The sequence below is a fragment of the Pseudomonas hormoni genome, from assembly GCF_018502625.1.
In the GTDB taxonomy this organism is placed as follows: Bacteria; Pseudomonadota; Gammaproteobacteria; order Pseudomonadales; family Pseudomonadaceae; genus Aquipseudomonas; species Aquipseudomonas hormoni.
The window spans coordinates 764460-789460 of the sequence record NZ_CP075566.1; the positions used below are offsets into that span (position 1 = coordinate 764460).

General features: G+C 58.7%; 27 protein-coding genes, 1 tRNA gene and 1 pseudogene. 12 read left to right on the forward strand and 17 right to left on the reverse strand.

The window, feature by feature from the left end:
• Positions 1-107: 107 nt before the first annotated feature.
• Positions 108-1256 carry an L-threonine dehydrogenase gene (gene yiaY / locus KJF94_RS03500; RefSeq protein ID WP_214381217.1) on the forward strand — a complete coding sequence of 383 codons (1149 nt, stop codon included), beginning with the start codon at positions 108-110 and terminating at the stop codon, positions 1254-1256.
• On the opposite strand, the gene KJF94_RS03505 is transcribed toward yiaY, so the two are convergent.
• The gene (locus tag KJF94_RS03505; RefSeq protein ID WP_214381219.1) at positions 1253-2419 is read right to left on the reverse strand and encodes an MFS transporter; all 1167 of its coding nucleotides are present in this window, start codon (positions 2417-2419) and stop codon (positions 1253-1255) included. The genes yiaY and KJF94_RS03505 overlap by 4 nt on opposite strands.
• A gap of 18 nt (positions 2420-2437) precedes the next feature.
• Positions 2438-3667, reverse strand: coding sequence for an aminotransferase class I/II-fold pyridoxal phosphate-dependent enzyme (locus KJF94_RS03510; RefSeq protein WP_214381221.1), 1230 nt, complete (start codon positions 3665-3667; stop codon positions 2438-2440).
• A gap of 242 nt (positions 3668-3909) precedes the next feature.
• Between KJF94_RS03510 and KJF94_RS03515 the strand changes: the two genes are divergently transcribed.
• The 4 genes from KJF94_RS03515 (at position 3910) to KJF94_RS03530 (ending at position 8675) form a co-directional block, all read left to right on the forward strand.
• A complete protein-coding gene (locus KJF94_RS03515) occupies positions 3910-4818 on the forward strand; it encodes a LysR family transcriptional regulator (protein ID WP_214381223.1) in 909 nt (302 codons plus the stop codon).
• A 230-nt stretch (positions 4819-5048) separates the two neighbouring features.
• Positions 5049-6242 (forward strand): CaiB/BaiF CoA transferase family protein, encoded by a 1194-nt coding sequence (locus tag KJF94_RS03520; RefSeq protein ID WP_214381225.1) that lies wholly within the window; start codon positions 5049-5051, stop codon positions 6240-6242.
• Entirely contained in the window at positions 6239-7165 is a 927-nt protein-coding gene (locus KJF94_RS03525) for a hydroxymethylglutaryl-CoA lyase (protein ID WP_214381226.1), read from the forward strand. Before KJF94_RS03520 ends, KJF94_RS03525 begins: the two co-directional genes overlap by 4 nt.
• Before the next feature lie 178 nt (positions 7166-7343).
• Positions 7344-8675 carry an MFS transporter gene (locus KJF94_RS03530; protein ID WP_214381227.1) on the forward strand — a complete coding sequence of 444 codons (1332 nt, stop codon included), beginning with the start codon at positions 7344-7346 and terminating at the stop codon, positions 8673-8675.
• Positions 8676-8792: 117 nt separating this feature from the next.
• Here the strand turns inward: KJF94_RS03530 and KJF94_RS03535 are convergent, their stop codons facing one another.
• The gene (locus tag KJF94_RS03535; RefSeq protein WP_214381228.1) at positions 8793-9077 is read right to left on the reverse strand and encodes a type II toxin-antitoxin system RelE/ParE family toxin; all 285 of its coding nucleotides are present in this window, start codon (positions 9075-9077) and stop codon (positions 8793-8795) included.
• Positions 9067-9306: a CopG family ribbon-helix-helix protein gene (locus tag KJF94_RS03540; protein ID WP_214381229.1), complete on the reverse strand. Its 240-nt coding sequence runs from the start codon at positions 9304-9306 to the stop codon at positions 9067-9069. Before KJF94_RS03540 ends, KJF94_RS03535 begins: the two co-directional genes overlap by 11 nt.
• 161 nt (positions 9307-9467) lie before the next feature.
• Between KJF94_RS03540 and KJF94_RS03545 the strand changes: the two genes are divergently transcribed.
• The 6 genes and pseudogenes from KJF94_RS03545 to KJF94_RS03565 all read left to right on the forward strand — a co-directional run bounded on the left by KJF94_RS03545 (position 9468) and on the right by KJF94_RS03565 (position 13642).
• Complete coding sequence (locus KJF94_RS03545; protein ID WP_214381230.1) at positions 9468-10202, forward strand: PA3715 family protein; 735 nt, start codon at positions 9468-9470, stop codon at positions 10200-10202.
• Between the two features lie 30 nt (positions 10203-10232).
• The gene (gene fos, locus KJF94_RS03550) at positions 10233-10697 is read left to right on the forward strand and encodes a fosfomycin resistance glutathione transferase (protein ID WP_214381231.1); all 465 of its coding nucleotides are present in this window, start codon (positions 10233-10235) and stop codon (positions 10695-10697) included.
• An 18-nt stretch (positions 10698-10715) separates the two neighbouring features.
• A pseudogene (locus KJF94_RS03555) lies at positions 10716-11353 on the forward strand (LysE family translocator).
• Positions 11354-11440: 87 nt separating this feature from the next.
• Positions 11441-12790 (forward strand): sensor domain-containing protein, encoded by a 1350-nt coding sequence (locus tag KJF94_RS03560; protein ID WP_214381233.1) that lies wholly within the window; start codon positions 11441-11443, stop codon positions 12788-12790.
• 116 nt (positions 12791-12906) lie between these two features.
• On the forward strand, positions 12907-13065 hold the full coding sequence (locus KJF94_RS30035; RefSeq protein ID WP_250548216.1) for a stress protein: 159 nt from the start codon (positions 12907-12909) through the stop codon (positions 13063-13065).
• Between the two features lie 73 nt (positions 13066-13138).
• Complete coding sequence (locus tag KJF94_RS03565; protein WP_214381236.1) at positions 13139-13642, forward strand: DUF4142 domain-containing protein; 504 nt, start codon at positions 13139-13141, stop codon at positions 13640-13642.
• Between the two features lie 65 nt (positions 13643-13707).
• Here the strand turns inward: KJF94_RS03565 and KJF94_RS03570 are convergent, their stop codons facing one another.
• The 3 genes from KJF94_RS03570 to KJF94_RS03580 form a co-directional block, all read right to left on the reverse strand.
• Positions 13708-14118 (reverse strand): low affinity iron permease family protein, encoded by a 411-nt coding sequence (locus tag KJF94_RS03570; RefSeq protein ID WP_214381238.1) that lies wholly within the window; start codon positions 14116-14118, stop codon positions 13708-13710.
• Between the two features lie 105 nt (positions 14119-14223).
• Positions 14224-14763, reverse strand: a complete 540-nt coding sequence (locus tag KJF94_RS03575; protein ID WP_214384708.1) for an AidA/PixA family protein — start codon at positions 14761-14763, stop codon at positions 14224-14226.
• Positions 14764-14889: 126 nt separating this feature from the next.
• Complete coding sequence (locus tag KJF94_RS03580) at positions 14890-15393, reverse strand: inclusion body family protein (protein WP_017336890.1); 504 nt, start codon at positions 15391-15393, stop codon at positions 14890-14892.
• Between the two features lie 392 nt (positions 15394-15785).
• On the opposite strand from KJF94_RS03580, the gene tam reads away from it, so the two are divergent.
• Entirely contained in the window at positions 15786-16556 is a 771-nt protein-coding gene (gene tam / locus KJF94_RS03585) for a trans-aconitate 2-methyltransferase (protein ID WP_214381240.1), read from the forward strand.
• Between the two features lie 425 nt (positions 16557-16981).
• On the opposite strand, the gene KJF94_RS03590 is transcribed toward tam, so the two are convergent.
• The 10 genes from KJF94_RS03590 to atzF all read right to left on the reverse strand — a co-directional run bounded on the left by KJF94_RS03590 (position 16982) and on the right by atzF (position 24993).
• A complete protein-coding gene (locus KJF94_RS03590) occupies positions 16982-17251 on the reverse strand; it encodes a short-chain dehydrogenase (RefSeq protein ID WP_214381242.1) in 270 nt (89 codons plus the stop codon).
• 468 nt (positions 17252-17719) lie between these two features.
• Complete coding sequence (locus KJF94_RS03595) at positions 17720-18031, reverse strand: hypothetical protein (protein ID WP_214381244.1); 312 nt, start codon at positions 18029-18031, stop codon at positions 17720-17722.
• 183 nt (positions 18032-18214) lie between these two features.
• The gene (locus KJF94_RS03600; RefSeq protein ID WP_214381246.1) at positions 18215-18622 is read right to left on the reverse strand and encodes a type II toxin-antitoxin system HicB family antitoxin; all 408 of its coding nucleotides are present in this window, start codon (positions 18620-18622) and stop codon (positions 18215-18217) included.
• 36 nt (positions 18623-18658) lie between these two features.
• Positions 18659-18838 (reverse strand): type II toxin-antitoxin system HicA family toxin, encoded by a 180-nt coding sequence (locus KJF94_RS03605; RefSeq protein WP_017336896.1) that lies wholly within the window; start codon positions 18836-18838, stop codon positions 18659-18661.
• 305 nt (positions 18839-19143) lie between these two features.
• Positions 19144-19217 (reverse strand) — tRNA-Gly (locus tag KJF94_RS03610).
• 174 nt (positions 19218-19391) lie between these two features.
• Positions 19392-20276: an alpha/beta fold hydrolase gene (locus tag KJF94_RS03615; RefSeq protein ID WP_214381248.1), complete on the reverse strand. Its 885-nt coding sequence runs from the start codon at positions 20274-20276 to the stop codon at positions 19392-19394.
• Between the two features lie 314 nt (positions 20277-20590).
• Complete coding sequence (locus tag KJF94_RS03620; protein ID WP_214381250.1) at positions 20591-21283, reverse strand: pseudouridine synthase; 693 nt, start codon at positions 21281-21283, stop codon at positions 20591-20593.
• A gap of 57 nt (positions 21284-21340) precedes the next feature.
• Positions 21341-21535: a cysteine-rich CWC family protein gene (locus tag KJF94_RS03625; protein WP_084322636.1), complete on the reverse strand. Its 195-nt coding sequence runs from the start codon at positions 21533-21535 to the stop codon at positions 21341-21343.
• 6 nt (positions 21536-21541) lie between these two features.
• The gene (locus KJF94_RS03630) at positions 21542-23029 is read right to left on the reverse strand and encodes a sensor domain-containing diguanylate cyclase (protein WP_214381252.1); all 1488 of its coding nucleotides are present in this window, start codon (positions 23027-23029) and stop codon (positions 21542-21544) included.
• Between the two features lie 191 nt (positions 23030-23220).
• Positions 23221-24993, reverse strand: coding sequence for an allophanate hydrolase (gene atzF, locus KJF94_RS03635; protein ID WP_214381254.1), 1773 nt, complete (start codon positions 24991-24993; stop codon positions 23221-23223).
• Positions 24994-25001: the final 8 nt, after the last annotated feature.

A 25001-nucleotide genomic window follows, 5' to 3' on the forward strand; every position in this document is an offset into this window, starting at 1 on the left:
ACGACCGGGACTTGAGCCAGATCAACATCCGGTGTGATCGATGGGTCGATCCTGTGGGTACCCGTTGAATCGGCACTACCGGTTCGGCCCCGCCAGGAGATTCGCCCATGAGCAGCACATTTTTCATCCCCTCGGTAAACATCATGGGCATCGGTTGCCTCGACGAAGCCATGGACGCCATTGGCAAGTACGGTTTTCGCAAGGCACTGATCGTCACCGACATGGGGCTGGCCAAGGCCGGCGTAGCGAGCATGATTGCCGAGAAACTGGCAATGCAGGATATCGACTCGGTGATCTTCGATGGTGCCAGGCCTAACCCGAGCATCGCCAACGTCGAGAGCGGCCTGGGGCTGCTCAAGGAAAGTCGCTGTGATTTCGTGGTGTCGCTGGGCGGTGGTTCGCCCCACGACTGTGCCAAAGGCATCGCATTGTGCGCGACCAACGGCGGGCAGATTCGCGATTACGAAGGCGTCGATCAATCCGAAAAGCCGCAATTGCCGCTGATCGCCATCAACACCACCGCCGGCACAGCCAGCGAGATGACGCGTTTCTGCATCATCACCGACGAATCGCGCCACGTGAAAATGGCCATCGTCGACCGCAACGTCACGCCGCTGCTGTCGGTCAACGACCCGGCGCTGATGGTCGCCATGCCCAAAAGCCTGACGGCGGCCACTGGCATGGACGCGCTGACCCACGCCATCGAAGCCTACGTGTCCACCGCCGCCAACCCGATCACCGATGCCTGCGCACTCAAGGCCATCACCTTGATTAGCCAAAACCTGCGCCTGGCCGTGCGCGACGGCAGCGACATGGCTGCACGGGAGAACATGGCGTACGCGCAATTCCTCGCGGGCATGGCGTTCAACAATGCGTCCCTGGGCTATGTCCACGCCATGGCTCACCAGTTGGGCGGTTTCTATGACCTGCCCCATGGCGTGTGCAACGCCGTGCTGCTGCCGCATGTGCAAAGCTTTAACGCGATGGTCTGCGCCGATCGTCTCACCGATGTAGCCCGCGCGATGGGCGCTGACATCCGCGGTTTCAGCCCGGAAGAGGGCGCCCGGGCGGCCATCGCAGCGATTCGTGGCCTGGCCAAAGACGTTGAGATTCCCGCCGGTCTGCGTGAACTCGGCGTCCGGCTCAACGACATCCCGACCCTCGCCACCAACGCCTTGAAAGACGCCTGTGGCGTGACCAATCCGCGGGCGGCGGATCAACGGCAGATCGAGGAGATTTTCCGCAACGCGTTCTAAGCGGTTTTACGGCCGGGCGCAAACCTCACGCAGAGCATCGCGCCCAAGGCCAGCAACGTACATAACAGTGACAGCGGCCATGCCTGCTGACTGGCTATCAGACTGGCAATCCCACCAATGACGGACGCCATCAGTTGATGGATGAACCCGCTCAACGCCATCGCATAAGCTCCGCCGACCGGCGAACCGTCGTTGGCCAGCGACAGGCTGATCGGGTAATTCAACGACTGGCCAAACACCGCAACGCAGTAGGGCAACCAGAACAGCAGCGCAATCGAAGTGCCAGCCATGCTCCCCAGCAACATCACCGCACTACCGGCCAGTACCAGTCCCACACCCGCCGTCATCAACCGACGCTGACCGGTGCGCAACACCAAACCGTTGACCCCCAAGGCCCCCAGGAAATACGCCGCACTGATTGGCCAACCCAATAACCCGTACTCCACAGCCGACCAGTTGAACGGTCCTTGCAGAATCAACGGCGCCGCGGTGTTGAACGCGATGATCACCCCATAACCCAGCCCGCCGGTGAGCGCCGGAAGCAGGAAGGCTCGATCACGCAGAATGCGCCAGTAGCTCGGCCACGCGGCCGACTGAACATTGTCTTCCACCCGCGTCGGGAACGTGACCCTTGCCACGACCATCGCCAGCAACAGACTCACACTGCCCAGCAGGTAGAAAATCGCCGGCCAGCCCAACGCGACCTGGATGATCGACCCCAGGTACTGGCCAATCCCCAGTGCCACCACGAAAGAAATTGAAAGCCACGACAGCGCTTTAGCCAACAGGTCGCCACGAAAACTGTCACGGATCAACACCCTGGCCATGACCGAAATCCCGCTGGCGCCGAGGCCCTGAACCAGTCTGAAAAACAGAAAGGATTCGAGTGTCTGGCCCAAGGGCAATGCAAGGTTGCCCACTCCATAGAGACCGAGCGCCGCCAGCAGAACCGGTTTTCGGCCAATGCGTTGACCAAGACTGCCCCAGAACAGCATCGGCAGCGCCATGCCGATCAGATACACCGCCAATCCCCATGAAACCTGTGAGGCGTCGGCAGACAGATGTCGAGCCATTTCCGGCAGCGCTGGCAGGTAAATGCTCATGCCCAACTGCGCGAGAAAAACGGTGCTGCAGGTGACGAGGAGGGTGGTGGTGCTCTTCATCGAGTCTTCCTTGGGTTTTCAATCACCGATGTTCCGAGCGTGTAAGAGTTCGCTCACAAGCTCACAAAACTGTTGGATCAACAATGGCTCCATGTCTGCACGCAAAGTGATTCGCAGGGCGGCCCGACCTTGTGCAACCACCGGGAAAAACACAGCAGAGGTAAAGTATCCAAGATTGGCCAGTTCGATGGCGACGCTGTTTGCCAACGCCGCTTCACCGCAGCGAATCAGTCGAATCGCCATGTTGCTGCCGCGTTGTCCAGTTTGAATAAGGCTGTCAAAGAGCTGGATATTAGCCTGCAGTTTTTCCTGCAATGCGCCAAATTCCAACGTGTGATGCAACTGGATGGACGCTCTTCCGGCACCAATAGCTGCGCTGTTCAGGCTTTGCGACCAGTTACTGGGGCCGCCATAACGTTGAATCAGTTTTTTCTGCCGCTCGCTGCCGAGCATCACCAGCCCGCCACTGGCGCCGAACGATTTGGCCAGGGACGCGACGATCAGGCAATCATCATCAAACGCCTGAATTCTTGGGCGTACGAGGCCGGCACCGAATGTTCCGACAGCGGACAGTGCGTGGGAATCATCGAGATAAAGAAACAGCCCATAGCGCTCTTTCAGATACAGAAGACTGTTCATGTCGGCGATTCCACCCATGCTGTACGCGCCGTCGGCGATATACGCGACCTTGGGGTGCTGTTTACACAGGTCCTCGAGGAAATCCATGTCGTTGTGCGGACACGTCACCACTCGAGTCTCGTCCGCGCATGCTGATTTCAAGTAGTTCATCGAATAATGGGCCAGCCGGTCGAAAGCCATTAGCGGAGGCTGGTTTTGCGTAAATACGCCGCTGGCGAGCATCGGCAGAATGCCTGCACTCGCGGCGCTGCACGACAGGGTGCTCAGACAGTAAGCGCCGAACAACTCCGATAGTTCACTTTCGTACTGCTCTAAAACGGCCAGCTTGCAGCGATTCTTTGAATTGGCAATGCGCAGCGTGCCAATTTCCCGCAAGGCACTTACGGCGCCATCGAGCAGGGCGGGATGATGATCCAGTCCTAAATAGGACGTGGTACAGAAGTGGTGAAACGAACGCCCAAACTGATCAACCATCTGGTTTGGGTTTTTGACCTCAACATTAAGCCCTGCAATCTTCCCGGTTTCAGCCGTCTCCCAGTCGTGATCGGCTAGCGAGATGAGTTTTCGATAGTTGGTGAAGGTGTTTGCCGCGTGCGCTTTCTGGTCCATGTGAACGTGTCTTTCCTTGAGTGCGAAGCGATCCATTGGTTTGAAGCAAACGGTGTAGGTTCCAGACTGTACAGCGTGCGGACCGGACCTTTGAATCAGCCGTTTCCGGTACAGCTGAGTGTTACAAGAGATAAATGTGTAGGGCGATGCCTCGTGAGGTTGTGGGTCATTGCTTTGCCCGAGTTGCATGAAAACCGGGCTATCCTCCCGACTCAGCCAAGCCGAAACCATCGAGCCCACTCATGCTGCAAAAAAGCCTGATCCGCCGCCTCGACCTCATCACCCTCCAGCTGTTCGTCGCCGTCCACGAAGAAGGCACGCTCACCCGTGCCGCGACCCGCGAAGCCATCGCGGTGTCGGCGGCGAGCAAGCGCTTGATGGAGCTGGAAGAGGCGCTGGGCATCAGTCTGTTCGTGCGACAGGCCAAGGGCATGACCCTGACGCCGGCCGGCGAAACCCTGTTGCACCATGCCCGGCAGATGCTGTTCAACGTCGAGAAAATGGGCCTTGAACTGGGCGAACACAGCCACGGCATTCGCGGTTATGTGCGGATGCTCGCCAACCTGTCGGCGATCATTCAATTCCTGCCCGAAGACCTGCGGGACTTTTCCGAGCGTCATCCGCAGGTCAAGACCGACCTTGAAGAACGTCCCAGCAGCGGTGTGATTCAAGGTGTGCTGGATGGTGTGGCGGACCTCGGGATCTGTTCCAGCGACAGCGACGTCAAAGGCCTGCACAGCGTGCTGTATCGCCAGGACAAACTGGTGGTGCTGATGCTGCCGGATCATCCATTGGCCAGACGCTCCAGCCTGGCGTTCGCCGATACGCTGGACAGCGATTACGTCGGCCTGCACGCCGCCAGTTCCATCAACATGCGCACCCACGCCGCTGCGCGTCAGGCGGGCAAGGTGTTGCGATTGCGGATTCATGTGCCAGGGTTCGATGCGATGTGCCGGATGGTCCAGGCCAACATGGGCATCGGGATTTTGCCGCAGAAGGCTTACGAGTTGTTTGGCCGGGCGCTGGGGTTGCATGCGGTGCCGTTGACCGATGACTGGTCGGATCGGGCGTTGATTCTGGTGGTGCGTAATGAAGCGGCGTTGTCGCCGGTGAGCCGGATGTTGTTTGAGCAGTTGCGGGGGCAGGTCTGAGATCTTCATTGCCTGGGCCGGCCTCATCGCGGGCAAACCTCGCTCCTACAGGGATCACGCATATCCTGTAGGAGCGAGGCTTGCCCGCGAAGACTTACCTGAGGTCGCGGCAATTCTTCCACGGAGCGTTCGCGTTTCACGAACGCCCGTTATCAACTGAAGGTTGGATTCCAGTCCCTTCGCTCCTCTAGCCTTGGCGCATATTCCAAGAACAACAGAGGTACCCCGCGATGACTGCCCCCCTGAGTGCAATCAAGGTGATCGAAATCGGCACGCTGATCGCTGCGCCATTCGCCGCGCGCATGCTCGCCGAGTTCGGCGCCGAGGTGATCAAGATCGAAGCCATGGGCCAGGGCGATCCCCTGCGCAAATGGCGCAAGCTGCACGAGGGCACCTCGCTGTGGTGGTACCTGCAATCGCGCAACAAGAAGTCTCTGGCGCTGAACCTGAAATCCCCCGAAGGCATCGAACTGGTCAAGCAACTGGCGACCAGCGCCGACGTGCTGATCGAAAACCTGCGGCCCGGTGCCCTGGAAAAACTCGGTTTGGGCTGGGACGTGTTGCACGCCTTGAATCCCAACCTGACCCTGGTGCGCATTTCCGGCTACGGCCAGACCGGTCCGTACCGCGACCGTCCAGGATTCGGCGCCATCGGCGAGGCCATGGGCGGCATTCGCTACACCACCGGCACCCCCGGTTCGCCACCGGCGCGGGTCGGTGTCAGCCTCGGCGATTCACTGGCGTCCTTGCACGCGGTGATCGGCGCCTTGATGTCGCTGCTGCGGGTCAAGACCGGGCAGGGTGGCGGGCAAGTGGTCGACGTGTCGCTGGCCGAAAGCGTGTTCAACGTCATGGAAAGCCTGGTGCCGGAATACGACATGCTCGGTCATGTGCGTGAACGCAGCGGCGGGGCATTGCCCGGCATCGCGCCGTCCAATACCTACCTCACAGCCGATGGCGCCTACGTGGTCATCGCCGGCAACAGCGACCCGATCTACAAGCGTTTGATGGAAGTCGTCGGCCGTCGCGATCTGGCCGAAGCGCCGGAGTTTGCTCACAACGACGGTCGTGCATTGAAAAGTAATGTGCTCGACGCGGCCATCACTCACTGGACCAGCAGCCTGCCAATCGACGAAGTCCTGTCGGCACTGGAAGCCGCTGAAGTCCCGGCCGGACGCATCTATTCCGTGGCCGACATCGTCGCCGATCCGCACTATCAGGCGCGGGACATGCTGCTCAGCGCCGACCTGCCCGGCGGCACGAAAGTGAAGATGCCGGGCATCGTCCCCAAACTCTCCGAAACTCCCGGTGGCGTGAATTGGTCGGGGCCGAGTCTGGGCCAGCACACCGACGGGATTCTCGCGGGCCTGGGCCTGACGGCGTCGGATATCGAACGCCTGAAAACTGAAGGGGTGGTGCAATGATCACTGATTTTTCCGAGACCCTGATCGTTCAGGAAGTCTCCCCTCGCGACGGCCTGCAGATCGAGCCGACCTGGGTCGAAACGGTCGATAAGATTGCCCTGATCGATCAGCTGTCGCTGGCCGGTTTCAGCCGCATCGAAGCCGGCTCGTTCGTGTCGCCCAAGGCCATTCCGGCGCTGCGCGATGGCGAGCAGGTGTTCAACGGCATCACCCGTCAACCGGGGGTGATTTACGTCGCATTGATCCCCAACCTCAAAGGCGCGCAACGGGCGCTGGCGACGAGGGCTGACGAGCTGAACCTGGTGATGTCCGCCAGCCAGACACACAACCTGGCCAACATGCGCATGCGTTGCGAAGCCTCATTGGCGGCGTTCGGCGAGATCGTGCAATACGTGGGGGACACCCAGGTGCGACTGAACGGCAGCATCGCCACCACGTTCGGTTGCCCGTTCGAGGGCAAGATCGATGAGGACCGCGTGCTGCACATCGTCGAGGCGTATCAGGAGCTCGGGATTCAGGGCATCACCCTGGCCGACACCACCGGCATGGCCAACCCGCGTCAGGTCGATCGGCTGGTGAGGCGGGTCCTGCAGCGGGTTTCGCCAGCGGATCTGACCCTGCATTTCCATAACACCCGCGGCCTCGGTTTGTGCAACGTGCTGGCCGCTTACGAGGCCGGTGCCCGACGCTTCGACGCAGCACTCGGCGGCCTCGGCGGTTGCCCGTTTGCACCGGGCGCCTCGGGCAACATCTGCACCGAAGACCTGGTGAACCTGTGCGATGAAATCGGCATTCACACCGGCATCGATCTGCCGCTGTTGCTGACGTTGTCGCGAGGATTACCCGCGCTGCTTGGGCACGAAGTCCCCGGCCAGTTGGCCAAGGCCGGACGCAATTGCGATTTGCACCCGGTGCCTTCCTGACCCAACCCAACCCCCCTGTAGGAGCGAGGCTTGCCCGCGAAAGCGATGTGTCGGTCTCCATCAATGCTGAATGGTAAACCGCCTTCGCGGGCAAGCCTCGCTCCTACAGAAAGCAGCACCTCAACCAGACAACAAAAACAATCGGACACCCAAGGGCAGTCCGCCTGGAGAAAGCACCATGAGCCTCAATGTACTGGAGGCGGGCGCGAGCCCGTCCGTTAGCCACGACGAAGAAAAAGCCCTGGTCAGCAAAGTCGCCTGGCGCCTGATGCCGCTGATCATGGTCTGCTACCTGTTTGCGTTTTTCGACCGTATCAACATCAGCTTCGCCAAGTTCCAGTTGCAGACCGACCTGAGCCTGAGCGACACCGCCTACGGCCTCGGCGCCGGGCTGTTCGTGGTCGGTTACGTGATCTTCGAAGTGCCGAGCAACATGATGCTGTACAAGGTCGGCGCCCGGCGCTGGATCGCACGGATCATGATGTCCTGGGGCCTCGCGACGGCGGCGATGGTCTTCGTCAACAGCGAATGGCAGTTCTACGCGCTGCGCTTCGTGATCGGCGCGATGGAGGCCGGTTTCGCACCGGGCGTGCTGTATTACCTGACGCTGTGGTTCCCGCAGCACTATCGCGGGCGCATCACCTCGATGCTGTTCCTGTCGTCGGCGTTTGCCGGTCTGGTCGGCGCACCGTTCTCCGGGCTGGTGCTGCAACACCTCGACGGCTTCATGGACATGCGTGGCTGGCACTGGCTGTTCCTGCTCGGCGGCGTGCCGTGCATCGGCCTCGGGTTGCTGGTGCTGACGCTGCTCAAGGACCGCATCGAAGACGCCCACTGGCTGACGCCGTCGGAGAAAACCCTGCTGGCCAGCCGCATCGCACACCATGAACCGCACAAGAGCGGCGGCTCGTTGCTCGCGGCGCTGCGGATTCCAGGTTTCCTGACCTTGGGCCTGATCTACTTCCTGATTCAGGTGGCGTCCTACGGCCTGAATTTCTGGGCCCCGCAACTGATCCGCAGCGCCGGCACCGAGAGCCCGGTGATGATCGGTTTGCTAACGGCGATTCCGTACATCTGCGGGGCGATCAGCATGGTGGTGATCGGGCGGTTGTCGGACTCGACCGGTGAGCGTCGCAAGTTTGTTGCCGGTCTGGTGGCGGTGGGCGCGCTGGGCTTCTTCTGCGCAGGGATCTTCGCCAACCACACGACCTTCCTGATTGTTGCGCTGGGCCTGCTCGGCGCCGGGATCATCGCCTCCATTCCGAGCTTCTGGACCCTGCCGCCGAAACTGCTGGCCGGTGCCGGCGCGGGTGCCGCGGGCGGGATCGCGGTGATCAACACCCTTGGCCAATTCGGCGGCATCGTCAGCCCGGTGATGGTCGGCCGGATCAAGGACCTGACCGGTAGCACCACACCGGCGCTATATGTCATCGCGGTCTGCGCGCTGATCGCGGTTGCGCTGTTGTTGTGGGGGTTGCCGCAGAAACTGCGCACGCTCGACAAGTTTTAAAAGATTGCAGGCTACCCCAGCTCCCGCATGGACCACGCATCCCTGTAGGAGCTGGCGCAGCCTGCGAACTTTTGATCTTCATGAGGTCGCAATAACCGCCTTGCCGCTCGCTGATCTCTACCAATTAGTGGGCGGAAGGCGTCGTGTATGAAAGACCCGAAGCACTTGTAGGCGACCTTGGCGCACTCGATAGGGAATCAGATACGGTCGGTCGGGCAGTACCCATTCACGAGTGCCAGGCAAACGACCCTCACGACCTGTTGCTGGAAAGTGAGCAAGGTGATCGACGCTGGCGAGAATGGCTTGAACGAAATCTGCTGCAGCTTTTGGATTTTCCATCGCTATGTATGCAGCTTCGTCATCGAGGTTCTTTGATGCAGTACGCAACCACTCAACGCGCATTGGCTATCCATTTGTTGGCGATTGCATTCACTTCTTCAGGCGTTACGAAATCCCCTGCGTCGGCTTCTATCAGTGCTTTTTGAATTTCTTCGATTTGCCAGGCTTCCCGGGCCAGGTATTCGCGCAGTGCATCCACGGCAAGAAACGACTTGCTGCGGCCTGTGGCTTTGGAAAGAGTGGCGAGGGTATCGGCGATTTCGTCTGGCAGGCGCAAGGACATGACGGACATGATGGTCTCGATGTAGTGGTTTGTAATACAACATACTACATCGTCATAGAGAGAGCGGTCAGCCGTTCGTCTGTCGTAACAATCGATTGAATGAGATTACAGAGCTAAGGATAGTGCCCGCCTCAAACCACCTCATATTCGAAGCGCATCAGGAAGAAAGAATGACATTGAAGTCTGTATGGATGGGATGTTCGGCACTGTGCGGTTTGATGATGACGGCACACGCATTGGCTGCTTGCGAGAAACCGTTTCTGGCGGGCGATTTCGGCTATTCGGTGTGCAAGGACTGGCCAGCTTATCCAGGGCTGACGATTACGGCGTTCTCGCAATTCGAGTCGGGATATTCAGCGAGCGACTATGGCCCTCAGGGTAAATACGACCTCAATCTTGCCGTTGTCTCGGCGGGCAATTCGAAACCGCTGGCGACGTATCACAAGGCAGCGGCTTTTGAGTCGGATGCCATCGCCTTTGAAGACCTGCAACTCGATACCGCACGTTACCAGCTCACGCCTGACCTGAGAGCGTTTGGTGTGCGTGTCACGTTTAATGGCTCGTCCCGCGTCAATCCTGTGAACGAAAAGTTGCTCTCGCTCTACGTGAAAGAAGGCGACCGCTTACGTCCGGTCCTGGAAAAACTCATCACCTATGAGTACGGCGGTGAATGGGATGGCAATTGCGCCGGAGAGCTTTATCAGCACACCCGTACACTCGAAATCGGCAAAACCAGTTCACATGGCTACGCGGATCTGATCGTCAAAACAGTAACCTCCCACGAAGTCGGGAAGGGTGAAGGGGAGGCGTGTGAATCCAGAACCCTGACAGCCAAACCGGTGCTGACGACGCTTCGATATGACGGTAAAAACTACGTCGTGCCTCAAGGTTTCAAAGGTATATAAATACTGCGCACCGATCAGGGTTAATCACTCATGCTAACCGGCCTCAATCACCTGACCCTCGCCGTCACCGACCTGAACCGCAGCGTTGCGTTCTATCACGACCTCCTGCAGCTTCAGCTCGAAGCCTCGTGGGACAGCGGCGCCTACCTCTCGCTGCCCGGGCTGTGGCTATGCCTTTCCCTCGATCCCCTGCGCAACGCCGAGTCCGCCGCCGATTACACCCATTACGCCTTCAGCATCAGCGCCCCCGACTTCCCTCCATTCGTCGAACGCCTGCGAGCCGCCAACGTCAGGGAATGGCGCGACAACCGCAGCGAAGGCGCGTCGTTCTACTTCCTCGACCCGGACGGCCACAAGCTCGAAGCCCATGTCGGCGATCTGGCGTCGCGGCTGGCGGCCTGTCGGCAGCGGCCTTATGCGGGAATGAAGTTCTTCGACGATCAGTCAGTCGATTTCCGGGGACCTGATATAGACTTGCGCCCATTCACCAAATAGTTCAAAAGGATTTCCCCGATGACCCCATCGCTGCTAATGGCCGTTCTCGCCGCGGGCTTCATTTACGGGATCACCCCGGGGCCGGGCGTATTGGCGGTGTTTGGCATCGGCGCGGCGCGTGGGCGGCGGGCAGGGGCGGGTTTTTGTGCGGGCATTTGCTCGGGGACGTGGTCTGGTGCAGCACCGCGCTGATCGCGATTGTCGGGGCGCGGGAAATCGGCAGTACGGCGTTTGACGTGTTGGGCGTGCTCAGCGGGCTGTATCTGTTCTGGCTCGGTTTGCGCGCGGTGCGGGCCAAACGCAGCAGCGCCGAAGCGCCGCAGGGCCCGGCGCGGCAACCGTTCTGGCACGGCATTCTGTTCGGTCTGACCAATCCCAAGGCGTATCCGGTGGCGGTGGCGACTTTTACGGCGCTGTTGTCCAGCCGTGCAGAGTTGCTGCATTGGTCGATGTTGCCCTGGCTGATCGTTCTGAGCTTCGTCGGCGGCCTGATCGCCTACGCTATCCTCATTGGCATCGTCGGTGCACGGCAGGTGCGCAGCCTGTATCAGCGGCATGAACTGGCGATCACCCGGCTGTGCGGGGTGATGTTTATCGGTTTCGCCATCAACGCCCTGGCGCATGCCTTGCCGGGGCTGATACCGAACAAGGCTTGAAACTGATCGCAGGGACGCGTCAGCGGCATCATCACCGGTCAGGGATGGTTCTTTTTTGCTGCATTGTTCGGACATGCTCTCTGCACCATGGCAACCAGAAATTCCGCGCCGTTGGCGAGTTACATCGATCTACTGCTCGACGCCGTTTGCGCGGTTGATAAACAAGGTCGCTTTGTTTTTGTCAGCGCGGCCTGCGAGCGCATTTTCGGTTTCACGCCTGATGAGCTGGTCGGCCAGCCGATGATCGATCTGGTGCATCCCGCCGATCGCCAGCGCACCCTCGACGCTGCGCGGGAGATCATGGGCGGCGAACCCAAACTCAACTTCGAAAACCGCTACCTGCGCAAGGATGGCGGCGTGGTGCACATCCTCTGGTCCGCGCGCTGGTCGGAAGTCGATCAACTGCGCATCGCCGTGGCCCGCGACATCACCGAGCGCAAGCAGGCCGAGTCCCGGCAGGCGGCGCTGTATGCGATCTCCGAAGCGGCACACGCTGCGGAAGATTTGCTGGCATTGTTCAAACGCATTCACTTGATCATCGGCGAGTGGCTGCCAGCGTTGAATTTTTCCGTCGCGCTGTATGACGAACACTGCGCGCAACTCAATTTCCCTTACCACGTCGATGACAACGAACAGCAACCCGAGCAGCCCGGAACGGTCACTGGACGGCTGTGTGCCGAGGTGATCCGCAGCGGCCAGCCGATCCTGCTGACCCCCGATCAGGACAACGCCCCGGAAGGTTTCGAGTTGCTGGTTGCCGGCCAGCATTCGCCCTGCTGGCTGGGCGTGCCGTTGAACTCGCAGAACGGCACCATCGGCGCGCTGATTGTTAAAAGCGTGGCGGGCGGCGAGCGCTATACCGAGCAAGACAAGGAACTGTTGCAGTTCGTGTGCGCCCAGGTCGCGACCGCCATCGAGCGCAAGCAGTTGCATGCCCGGCTGCAACGCATGGCCCAGTACGATCAACTGACCCAACTGCCCAATCGCGAGTTGCTCCGTGACCGGCTGAAAGCCTCGCTGACACTGGCCAAGTCGGAGTGCGGGCGCATGGCGCTGCTGTATGTCGATCTCGACCGCTTCAAGGAAGTCAACGACACCCACGGCCATGCGGTCGGCGACATGCTGCTGCAAGCAGTCGCCAATCGTCTGAAAGGCTGCGTGCGCGAAACCGACACCGTGGCGCGTATCGGCGGTGATGAGTTTGTGGTGTTGTTGCACAGCATTCAGGCTGCGGAAGATGCTGACAGCGTCGCCGGAAAAATCCGACAGATCCTGGCTCAGCCGCTGCGGCTGGATGGCCACAGCCTGAACATCCAGCCGAGCATCGGCGTTGCGCATTTTCCCGAGCATGGTACGGAAGAAAAGCAATTGTTCCGCCACGCCGACGAGGCCATGTACAGCGCCAAACGCCAGAATCACTTGCAGTACGGGGCTTGAAAACCAGTCACCGTTCGTCGCATCGATCCCAGTTTTTCTAAACCTTTGCAGCGATCGAAATTCAGATTCTATGCGGGCTACAGCTCGCCGCGATCAATACCACGAGGTAGAAAATCATGCCTAACTCAAGAAACTCGAACACGGGACATACTGCTACCGATCGAACGAAGGCATCTGAAGCCGGTCGCAAAGGTGGGAAAACTACCACCACGACTGTCGATAAAGAGCCTGCGAAACCCGATATGGGCCGCAAAGGCGATCAGAAATCCAAGTAGTGGTGAACGTAGTTTTGATTGAGAAGCGGGAGCGAAAGCTCCCGTTTGAATTTATAGAGAGGAGGGCGCGACCATGAGCCGGATGGCCACCCGATTACGCAATGCCAGTATTGCCACGTTACTGGGCCTGTGTGCCAGCACTGCCTTTGCCCAGTCCCCCGCCGAATTCATCAACGATGCCTCGGCCAAAGGCATGGCCGACATCGAAGCCAGTCGCCTGGCGCACCAGAAATCCGAATCCAAAGAGGTCAAGGACTACACCATCGTCGTCATCAACGACCGCACCACCGCCAACCAGCACCTGGCGAAAATCGCCAAGCAACTGGATTTGCCGGTGGCGCCACGGGAAGAGGTGGTCGACAAGGCCAAAGCCTTGATGCCGCCAGTGCAGGACGGCGCGACCTTCGACCAGGCCTATGCCGCCAGTCAGGTGAAGACCACGCAGGAGGCCATCGAGCAACTGCAGCAGACCGCGCAGACCACCGATGTGCCTGAGATAAAAGCCTTCGCCGAAGAAACCCTGCCCAAACTGCAGAACCATCTGCAAATGGCCAAGGCGCTGCAAGCGGGTCGATAGCACCGGTTTTCAGTGTTTAAAACAAACGGCGCGTGATTCACATCACGCGCCGTTTTTGTTGGTGCTCAGCAGTCGTTCAGATTCTGTTTGTGCTTGCCCTTGGTCGCCAGCCCCGCCAGACCATGCACCTCGTTTTCGCCCATGGCGCGATAGTGTTTACGCAGTGCTTCCAGTTGCTTCAGGTCGAGTGACTCCAGCCCGAGCATCGCGTTCTGCGCTTCCTTGTTCACCCGCAGCAACTCATCGATTTTTAAATGCAAAATGTCGGTATCGCGGTTCTGCGTGTTCTGGATCAGGAACACCATCAAGAACGTGATGATCGTGGTCGAGGTGTTGATGATCAGTTGCCAGGTGTCGTTGAAATCAAAAATCGGCCCGCTCAACCCCCACAGACCGATGAGAATCAACGCCCCCATGAACGTCTTGGGACTGCCGGCCCACAACGCGAGTTTCTGCGAGATTTTTGCGAATTTCATAGCCGTGTTCCTTATTGGATGCGCCTGAATTTCAGACAGCGACGGCATGTTGAAAATTCTACTTACGTTTCCAGGTTCAATGAAAAACGGCTCCTACAGATCTGCTCAGTCCTGAAGCCTCACTTCAACCACCCAACTGAAATACCCCAACGCCTCACAGTTTTTATCAATCAGCATGAATTTCAGCTCACACGCTTCAACCCCGGCGGCGAGTCGAGTGCATTTCCAATAATGATCATCGGCCTGGTGAGTACCCGGTTCAGTCGGGTTTTCAGGATCAGGTGCTGGCACAGTGAGGTCGCCCTGGACCACCAGTTCAGGTGTCGAAAGTACGCCGGAATCGCCAACGGACATGTCGTAAAACACCACGCTGTGCTCGGCGAGCAAGCTGACGGTTCTGCCACGGATATGGAAGGTCGCGGTTTTGTCGGTGACCAACGTAATGGAGCTGTCATTTATCGTATTTTGTGGCTTTGGTGATCCGTTGATGGCGAAGACAAAGCCATCAGAAATGGACGTCGGATTTTCCGCCTCAAGACTGGGCTCCGGGTAACGTGAAAGCAGTGATTCGGCATCAACGATCAGCAACACATTGTTTGCAGTCGCGACGCTGGATGAAGGCGATTTGATCGGTTCGGAAGTCATCATGGATTCCTTTCATGATGGTGACACATGACGGCAGCCGCTTCGGTTCATGCAAGGCATTCCGTTCCTGTCGAGGCGGCAACGTAGTCGATAAAAGCCCCTCGTTGCCAAGGGGCCGGGCGCTCGTCAGTTACGGATGGTAATGAACGGGTCCCACGAGCAGCAGCCGACGATCTTGCAATCGCGGTCCACGATCAGGAAGTGGAAGTGATACGTCACACTGCCGCAGGACAGGGTTTCCGAAGACCAGTAGTGGTTATCGACTTTCTGGCAGCTCGGCACCGACGGATTGCTGGTGTTGGGTACCGCAACGCAAGCGGTAGCCTTGCGCGGCGTAGGCGTGGAGATCAAGTCGTTACCGACATTGCCGATGAATTTGTAGAAAATCACGGCGGTCTCGAAGCTCTGCGACAGGCTGGTTTCACGCCAGCGAATCAGGTCGCCCACCTGCGCTTTCAAGTTGAGTTCGCCACCGGCCTGGCCGCTCACCACGTTGTTCTGGTTGGTCACCATGTACACATGATTGACGTCGATCAGCGTCGGCGAAGCCGGGTTTTTGCTGATGTTCGGGTAGTTTTTCAGAATGGTTTCGGTGTCGATGGAAACCAGTACATCCGTGACTCGAGACATAATAAAGCTCCTTGTTCATAGTGAATGCCTGGCATCTTTCCAGGCACAACAACGCTTGCTTGCCTTGCGGTCGTTGCGCAAACACTACGGACGGAACCCAACTGTCACGGGCATGAGCTGGCCTTGCTCCTTGAGTACAAACTGACGGGTTCGGGTTCCTTCCGACGGGCCGCGATTGGACTATAGAAGTGAAATTCAGGCTGTCAAAATTGCTTGGCCAGTAGCTCGACGAACGGTCGATCTGGTTATGACTTTCGATGATTTGGCGATAAGAAACAGCCCACATATCCTCCGAACATCCATAAGTCGGATAGGGCTGGTGCACGGGTCGATGTATCGTAGCGAACCGGTTGTCGGCCCAGGCCCGGACAACGATTCGACAGGAGAACGCAATGAGTTGGTCCGCCAAGCAATACGTCGCTTTTGAAGATGAACGCACCCGCCCGGCACGCGATCTGCTCGCAGCGATCCCGCCTGTGGACGCACATTCGGCCATCGACATCGGTTGCGGCCCCGGCAACTCGACCGAATTGCTCGTGGAGCGCTTCACCAGCGCCACAGTGCGCGGCGTCGACAGTTCGACCGACATGATCGACGCCGCCCGCAAGCGCTTGCCGCAGGTGCAGTTCGACACCGTTGATATCGGCACCTGGAACGACAGCGGCCCGTTCGACGTGATCTTCGCCAACGCGGTGTTGCAGTGGCTGCCCGATCACGCGACGTTGCTGCCTTCGCTCGCCGCCCGACTGACCCCGGGCGGTAGCCTGGCCATTCAGATGCCCGACAACCTCAACGAACCGTCCCATCGCCTGATGCGCGAAGTGGCTGCCGATGGCCCATGGGCCAGCAAATTGGCGGACGCCGCCGGGCAACGCACGGAAATGGCCAGTGCCAGCGATTACTATTCGATGCTGCGACCACACTGCGCGCGCGTCGACGTGTGGCGCACCACCTACCATCATCCGCTGGCGGGCGGCGCGTCGGGCGTGGTCGAGTGGTTCAAGGGCAGCGGTTTGCGGCCGTTTCTCGAACCGCTGGATGATGCGGAAAAGGCACAGTACCTCAAGCAATATCACGCCGCGATCGAGCAAGCGTATCCGGCGCTGAGTGATGGTTCGGTGCTGTTGCCGTTCCCGCGATTGTTCATCGTCGCGACCCGCTGAGCCAAAAAGGGACGGATAACGTTATCGGTCCCTTCGTTTGGCACTCAAGTAGTCGAAAAGAAACGAAGCAAAGCCGAACAACCCAATCATTGAAATGATCATGATCCCCAACTCTGAATTGTCCATGCTGATCTCTGCGTGAAAGGTGAGAGGGCAGATTAGGGTGTTTTTTGTCGGGGTTGATGCTGCGCTACTGCTTCTTTACTGGGTTGCGGGGATCTATACGAAAAATATACGTGGGGCGCCAAAAAAACCTGTGGCGAGGGAGCTTGCTCCCGTTGGACTGCGCAGCAGTCCTTGTTTTGGGGCCGCTTCGCGACCCAGCGGGAGCAAGCTCCCTCGCCACAGTAATTGGTAAAGAAATTCACGACACAGCGGTTGATTTACGAATCAAAAGGGGCGCCAAAAAGACGCCCCTTTTGATGTCAGGACGGTTCTGCATCCATGCGTCGAGCGATGACATCCAGCACATCGCAGCCATCGCGCAAGGGGATGCTGCAGAGCATTGCGAAGTCGCTGAGAATCACCGAATCGGTGGAGATTTCTCCGCGCATCGCGAGATTTTCCAAGACCTGCGTCACCGCGCCGATTCTGTAACGGGCGGAGCTGAGAAGGGAATGCAGCGGTTGGGTGGTGTTGACGTAGAACGTGGGGAGGTCGTCGGCGTTGCTGGTTAAAGCCATGTAGTCATTCATGAGTGATCACCATATCGGAGGGAAGACCTACCACTCAATCGTCGCCAAACAATAGGGTGGTAGCTGTACGTGGGTTGGCGAACCGGGACATGGCAAAACCGGCAGACCCTGGGGTCTCCCACGCACAGCCACCAAAAAAGAGGCAGCCAAGTGCGTTCAAAAGCGCTCCGAGAAATTCTCGGAGGCTTCTGTGCCAGTCATCGAGTCGCCAAACCCAATACGCCATTTGGGCGCGCTCGGACTATAGGTCTCATGACAAAGGCACAGCAATGCGCAAGTCTACGGACAATTCCCAGAGTCGTGTAGGAGCTTGCCTTTTCCGCATGCTGCCTCGCTTAAACCCCCGGAGAATGGGCATTGGCCCTCGGTGTCAGTGACGGTTAATCCTTTAATTGGGCAACGAAAACGCTAACAAAACACCAACTTCATGGAAAAACGCTAATTTCAGCGTTGAACTGCGAAGGATGCTCACGAGGCCGGTTGCTTAACGCCTCCAGGGTGGCTCTCACGTTGTTTTTTCTGGTACTCCTCCGCCTTGTGCGAAGAACCTGAGTCTTTCTCCAGCGATTTCGAATCGGCCCCGGAATTTGCACCCGAAGACTCCTCGCCCTTTTTGCTGGCCTTCTCCTTGTTTGATTCAGCTCCTTGCCCCTGGTTAAGACCGGGAAGTGCGGCAGGAGGAACGGCATTTCCTGTCGTCGTCTTCTCGGCCGCTATCGCGTAGAACGAGCAGGAGGACAGTAGGCCCGCAAGCGTCAGAGCAGCGATTTTGGTGTTCATGCTTAAGCCTTCTGTGCGAGGGATGTACTTATTGGAAGGCAGGCTGGAGAGCGCGTGCTGGACAGCTGACGAGCGGCGGGAATTGAAAACAGTCGGAGCTGAGAAGTGAATGCCGCGTCACTAAATCCGATCCATTAAAAGCCGGCCGCTGGGGCCGGTTTTTGCAGTTTGGAAACAAGGAGATCAGCTCTCCTGCAACACCTTCAGTGCTGCCGATGCCAGAAAACCTGAACGGCTTTTCTCTTCCGGGTGATGCAATACGTATTCGTCGATGCGGTTGAGCAGGTACCCCGGCAGGGTGATGTTCAGCTTCTGGGCTTTGCCCAGGTACTTGGTAACATCGATGTCCACCACCGCCCATGTGCAACCTGCGTAATGCGGATTGGCCGCATGCAAAGTGACTTTGTTTGCAGGTGGAATCGGTGAACCGTCTTCGGCAAGAATTTCGAAATGGCCCTCAATGGCTTCACGAGCCATGGCCATCGCATCATCAAGATCCTCACCTGCAGAGAAACACCCTGGAATATCCGGTACTTCTACGCCCCAAGCGTGTTCGTTATCGCCCATTGAAATCGCAATCGGGTAAAGCATTTTCACTGTCCTCTGAGGCGCTGAGCTTTGAAATCGTCAGAGCAGCGCCTGTTGCAAAATACTCAAGGCCGTTTTTTTGAGCAGGTCCTTTTTTGGATGAGGAACTGTCACCAGCCCCGGTTTGGTCGGGTGCTTGAAGTGATGATGACTGCCCTTGATACGCACCAGATACCAGCCATCCGCAACAATTTGGCTTATCAAAAATCGGCTATTCACATCACCTCCGTGTGGTGTGCTTAGGTGGTTACTATACCTACTGAATTTATATGATCAACACTATAACCACTGAGCCTTCTCGGCGCCGATGGAAAGGTGGTGTGAAAAACGAGTCTAGGAGGGCGTGAGGATAGAGTTCGGAGATGGCCGCAAATGAGGCGTTTTCTATATTGCAGGGTTTTGCCACACCCCTTGAAGCGCTCCTGTAGCTCAATCGACGGGCATAAAAAAACCGGCCACATGGGCCGGTTTTTTTCTTTCTACATCCCCGTCAAAACCATCTTAACGTGAGACCAAAATTCGATTGGAGCGGGTGAAGGGAATCGAACCCTCGTTATCAGCTTGGGAAGCTGGAGTAATGCCATTATACGACACCCGCTCAGAGCGGCTGACTTTGTACCAGATGTGCGCGTGGAAATGAAGTTTTTCTTTGCGCGGGATGGCTTTAGCGCAGGTGAAACAAGACATCGGACCGGGTGACGGTCGTTCGCGGGCAAGCCTCGCTCCTACAGTACGGCGTTAGGCTGCGAAGCTTGCTCGCGATGACGCTGTTTCAGATTGCGAATGCATGGTGGTCCTGGACGTAGTGGTAACGCGGTCGGCTTGCCTGTTGCTCAGGTTTCAGGAAACCCAGCAGCGCATTGCGACTGTCTCGGCAGGCGGCTTTGTGTTCCATGTCGAGAAAGTGGCCCGTCGCATCCAGCGTCGTGAAGGTGGCGTGTTGCACGCGATTGGCGAATAGTCGCGCGCCTTCGGCGGCGGTGTATTCGTCCCATTCGCCGTTCATGAACAGCACCGGTACGTTGATTTTTTCCGAGGCCTTGAGGAAGCACTCGCGGTCGCTGTGCAGCAGGTCGCTGATGTGGAAGTGCATCTGCCCGTATTCATGATCGGCCAGGCTGCTGACGTGGCGATAGTTGAAGCGCTTGAACAGGGTCGGCAGGTGTTTGCCGATGGTGCTGTTCACCAGGTTGCCGACCCGGTCGCCGTCACGGCTGCCGAGGTAGTCCACACCGCGCTCGAGGTAGTCGAGCATGTGCGCGTTGATCTCCGGGGAGAACGAGCTGATCACGGCTTTTTCGATCCGTCGCGGTTGTTGGGCGAGGGCGACCAGGGTCGCGGCGCCACCCCAGGAAAACGACAGCACGTGTTCGGCGGCGAAGTGGTCGATCAGCTCCAGGAGGATCTGCCCTTCGACTTCCTTGGTCAGCAATTTCTCATGCAGGTTGTGGGCTTTTGACTTGCCCGCGTAGGGCTGGTCGTAGCAGACCACATTGAACTGCGGGTGGAGGTTTTTCACGGTTTGTGCAAACGACGCAGTCGTGGCCATCGAGCCGTTGACCAAGATAATGGTCTTCTCTGCGGCGTCTGCGCGATAGAACTCCGTGTAAACCCGATACTGACCCTGTATATCCAGCACAGCGATTTCTGGCCTCATGTCATAAGACTCCTGGCAAGCGGGTATGCGCGCAAATGAGATTGCACGAGCTTTGTGACAGGTAGGCATACGCCTGGAATTTTGGAGGCCCATGTCGATCCATTGCAGTCCGGTCGACGGGTATTGTTATTGGCGGGCAGTCTGCCGGTCTGAGGCGGAACCTGAGGGTTCTCTAACCGACAAAAAGTTTCTTAGAAGTATGTTGTGACTCGTCAGTCACATTTCGGCTGACGACCTGATTCAAGCAGGGGAGGCGGCATCGCGCAAGTGCCAATCGTAAATTGTTCGACAACTTCTGCTGAGCGGTAGGCTGCTTAGATCAAATGGATCTCTTCGGTGCGCAACGCGCGGTACTCGCCCGGTTTTAGCGCGTTATCGAGCACCAGCGGGCCCATGCGTTCGCGGTGCAGGCGCAGCACTTTGTTGTCGAAGTGGCCGAACATCCGCTTCACCTGGTGATAACGGCCTTCGACGATGCTCAGTCGCGCCGACTTCGGCCCGAGCACGATCAGCTCGGCAGGTTGGGTGGTGAGGTCTTCGAAGGCAAAGTACAGGCCTTCGGTGAATTTCAACGCATATTCCGGACCGATCTCCTGTTCAGTCTCGACGTAATAGACCTTGGGCAGTTTGGTCTGCGGTTGGGTCAGGCGTCGCGACCAGCTGCCGTCGTTGGTGATCAGCATCAGACCGGTGGTGTTGAAGTCGAGGCGGCCGGCGATGTGCAGGTCTTCCTTGTCCGGTTCGTCGATCAGGTCGAGCACGGTCGGGTGCTCCGGGTCGCGGGTGGCGCTGACGCAACCGGGCGGTTTGTGCAGCATGAAGTAACGGGCGGGTTTGCCGGCTTGCAGGACTTCTTCATCGACTTCGACGCGGCTGAACTCCAGCACCTCGGTGTGCGGGTCGCTGACGACATTTCCGTCGACCCGCACGCGCTTTTCCACCAGCAACAGGCGAACCTGCTGACGGTTGAAGCGGGGCAGGTTGCTGAGGAAGCGGTCAACGCGCATGAAGTGAGATCGGCAGGTAAAGGGCCGCGCATCTTACGCGATCGGCCGGGCCGCTGCTTACAACTGCGACTCGACCTGCGCGCAGCGTGGGCACAGGCAGGATTTGTCACGCAGCTCGGCAGGCAGCGCTTCGAGTACCGCCGGGTCGATGCTGACGCTGTAGCACCAGCAGGGCCGATCGGCGGTTCGAGGGTCGGCCAGTGTGCAGTCATTGGAGGCGCCACAGGCCGGGCAGAATTCAGGCTTGTTCATGTAGGACTATGCATAACTGGTGTGAGGCATTTCCGCGCAAGTACGGTTACGGCCGGATTGCTTGGCCCGATACATCGCATGATCGGCCCGGGAGAGCAGGGTGTGCAAGGTGTCATCCGGTTGCAAGGTGGTCAAGCCGATGCTGACGGTTAGCTGCAAGACTTTATCGTTGTAGGCATAACGCTGTTCTTCGACATGCTGGCGAATTTTCTCGGCGATCATCAGACCGGTCTCACCGTCCGTGTCCTTGAGCAACACGATGAACTCTTCACCGCCCCAGCGACAAACGATGTCGGAATGGCGCAGGCAACTCTCGAGGTCCCGTGCGAAGCCGATCAGCACCTGATCGCCGGCGAGGTGGCCGTAGGTGTCGTTCAAAGCTTTGAAGTGGTCCAGGTCCAGCAGCAGCGCCGTCAACGGTTTGGGTTCGCGTTGGGCTTCGTGCATGGCTTGCGCGGCCAGCAGGTCGAAGCCGCGTCGGTTCGGCAGTTCGGTCAGGCTGTCGAGGGTCGCCTGCGCCTGGATCTTGCCCTGATAGCGCTTGATTACCCGGTTGAGCAGCATCAGTACGATCAGCGTGACGAGCAGGCAAATCAGTAAGTTGAGGTACAGCGACTGACGGATTTCACTCAGGGCGCCGTCTTCGCGTTTGTCGACGAACAGGTACCAGTTCAGTTCCGGAATGAACCGCACGTTGAGGAAATGTCCCTGGCCCTGGACGGAATATTCGTAGCTGCCGCTGTGGGGTTTGGGCAGTTGGCTGACGAGGCTCTTCATGCTGTCGAGTTCGCCGAGGGTTTGCCCGATTCGCGAACCTTGCGGGCCGCCATCGGCACCGGTGAGTACCAGCCGGCCGAAGTTGTCGACGAAATACACGCTGCGCTGATAGCGCTGCTGGTACTTGTCGATCAGTTTGATCACCGCATCCACCGTCAGGCCGACGCCCGCCGCGCCGATGAAGCGATTGTTGTAGTCGTAGACCTTGTAGTTGATGAAGAAGGTCAGGTTGTCCTTGTTGGCAAGGTCCGGGTCGACGTTGATCTCGTAAGGGTCGGCCATATCACGCACGCGGAAATACCAGGCGTCGCGCGGTTCAGTGACCTTGACCTGCTTGAGCACACCTTTGGCGTGGTAGTAGGTCAGTGTGCCGTTGGAGACAAAAAACGCGGTGTAAGCGCCGTAGTGGGTCATGACCTCGTTGAGGCAGCGGGTCATCTGGTCGGGGTCGTTTTCGCCGTTGACCACCCAATCGCGCATGAAGGTGTCGCGGGACATCATCGAGGAAATCAGGATCGGTCTGACGAGGTCTTTCTGGATTTCCGAGTAGACCGTGTCCGAAGTCAGCGGCAGCTCGGTGTTGACGATGTTGTCGCGGATCGAGGCGCGCGAGGCGTAGTAGCTGAGGAATGAAGTGGCGAGAAAACCCGCGCCCAGCAGCGCGATCAGCGTGAGAACCAGCGAACGTTGCGAATACAGCGGCGAGTGAAGCGGCATGGCGATTCCGTTGGCAGTAACCCGATGGCGAGCATTCTAGTGGGACTGCAGGGAAATAACTGCGGGATTTGTGGGGTGAATCGGTTGGGATAGGTTCAGTGGCGTCTGGGCTGACGCCATCGCTGGCAAGCCAGCTCCCACAAGGACTGCGCAAAAACCTGTGGGAGCTGGCTTGCCAGCGAATCGTGAGATCACCCCAGATCTTTCAGGTACGCACGCCAACCGCCTAGATGGCTGATATTGACTGCCCCCTCCAACCCATATTGCTCACAGATAAACCCACTCTCCCAACGCCCATCCGCCAGTTGCACCTTGCCCAACCCCAACGGCGCCGGAATCCCGGTCAAAAACGACCCCAACTCACTGCTCGGCAACTCCCAGACCTCCACCGCAATCGCCACACCGCCATCCTTCACCCGCACCATCCCCGGACGAAATGGCGGGCCGCCGGCCAATGCATACAGCCGATAGTCCGGCGAACTGAACGTTGTCTCGACCAACGTCGCGCCGCGCCGCTTCAGTTGCCAGTTCAGCGCCAAGCCATCCAGATGCGCACCGCACACCACCAACCGAGCGCGATCATTGCGGGCGACTGCCGAAGAGGCAGGCGCATCCGAACGACGCTGCAACGCATCCGCCACGCTCAACAAGTACTGATCGGTAAACGCCCGGCCAAACACCGTCACACCCCACGGCAAACCATTGCCCATGAACCCGCTCGGCACCGCGACGGCAGCGTAATCGAGCAGGTTCATGAAGTTGGTGTAGTAGCCCAATTCCGAATTGCGCAGCACCGGTTCAGCCTCAAGTTCCGCCAACGTCACGGGACGGCCGATGGTCGGCGTGACCACACAATCCAGTCCCTCCAGCGCCTTGTCGCACAGGGCTTTCAAGGCTTGCAACCGATACTGCGCGCGGAACGTTTGCACGCCGCACACCGCTGGCGCCTTGGCCAACACGGCGCGAATCACCGGCAACACCGCTTCAGGGTTTTGCTCCATCAACTCACCGGCAACGCTGTAGCGCTCAGCCACCCACGGGCCTTCGTAAAGCAAACGCGCGGCTTCGAGAAACGGCGACATATCCAGTTCCACCGCTTCACCGCCCAACGCCTTGAGCTGATCGATGGCGTCTCCAAACAACAGCGGACCTTCAGGGCAACCGAAGAACTCCAGGTCCTGCGCACGCGGCACGCCGAAGCGGAAAGGACGCGGAATACCAAACGCCGAGCCGTCATTCCACAGCGGGTTGGCGCGGCTGTACTCATCCCGCGGATCAAGGTGTGCGGTGAGCGCCAGCAACTGGCTCGCCTCCCGCGCCGTCGCGGTAAACGTCGTGACGCAATCGAGCGTACGACACGCCGGCACCACCCCCGCCGTGGAGATCAACCCTTTGGTGGCTTTCATCCCCACCAGATTGTTCAGCGCCGCCGGCACGCGCCCGGAACCTGCGGTGTCCGTGCCCAACGAAAAACTCGCCACCCCCAGCGCCACCGCCAGCGAGGACCCGGCGCTGGAACCACCCGACGGATACTCCGGCAACACGCTGTTCGGGCAGGCGCCATACGGCGAGCGACTGCCGTTGAGCCCGGTGGCGAACTGATCAAGATTGGTCTTGCCCAGCGGAATCGCCCCCAGCGCCAGCAACTGCTCGACGATGGTCGCCGACTGCTGCGGCACATAGGCAAACACCGGGCACGCCGCCGTGGTCGGAATGCCGGCCAGATCGATGTTGTCCTTGATCGCAAACGGCACGCCGTACAGCGGCAGGCTGTCGAGGTCCCGACCGTCGAGCGCGGCGAGGTACGGTTCCAGTTCTTCAACACTGAGCAAGTGGATGAACAGGTGATAGTCCGGGTTCAGCGCCGCGGCTCTATCGCGCAGGCTCAGCAGCAATTGACGTGGCGTGATGTTGCCGACGCGGTAAGCGCTGCGCAGGGCGTCGAGTTGTAGATTGATGGTCATGGCGTTAA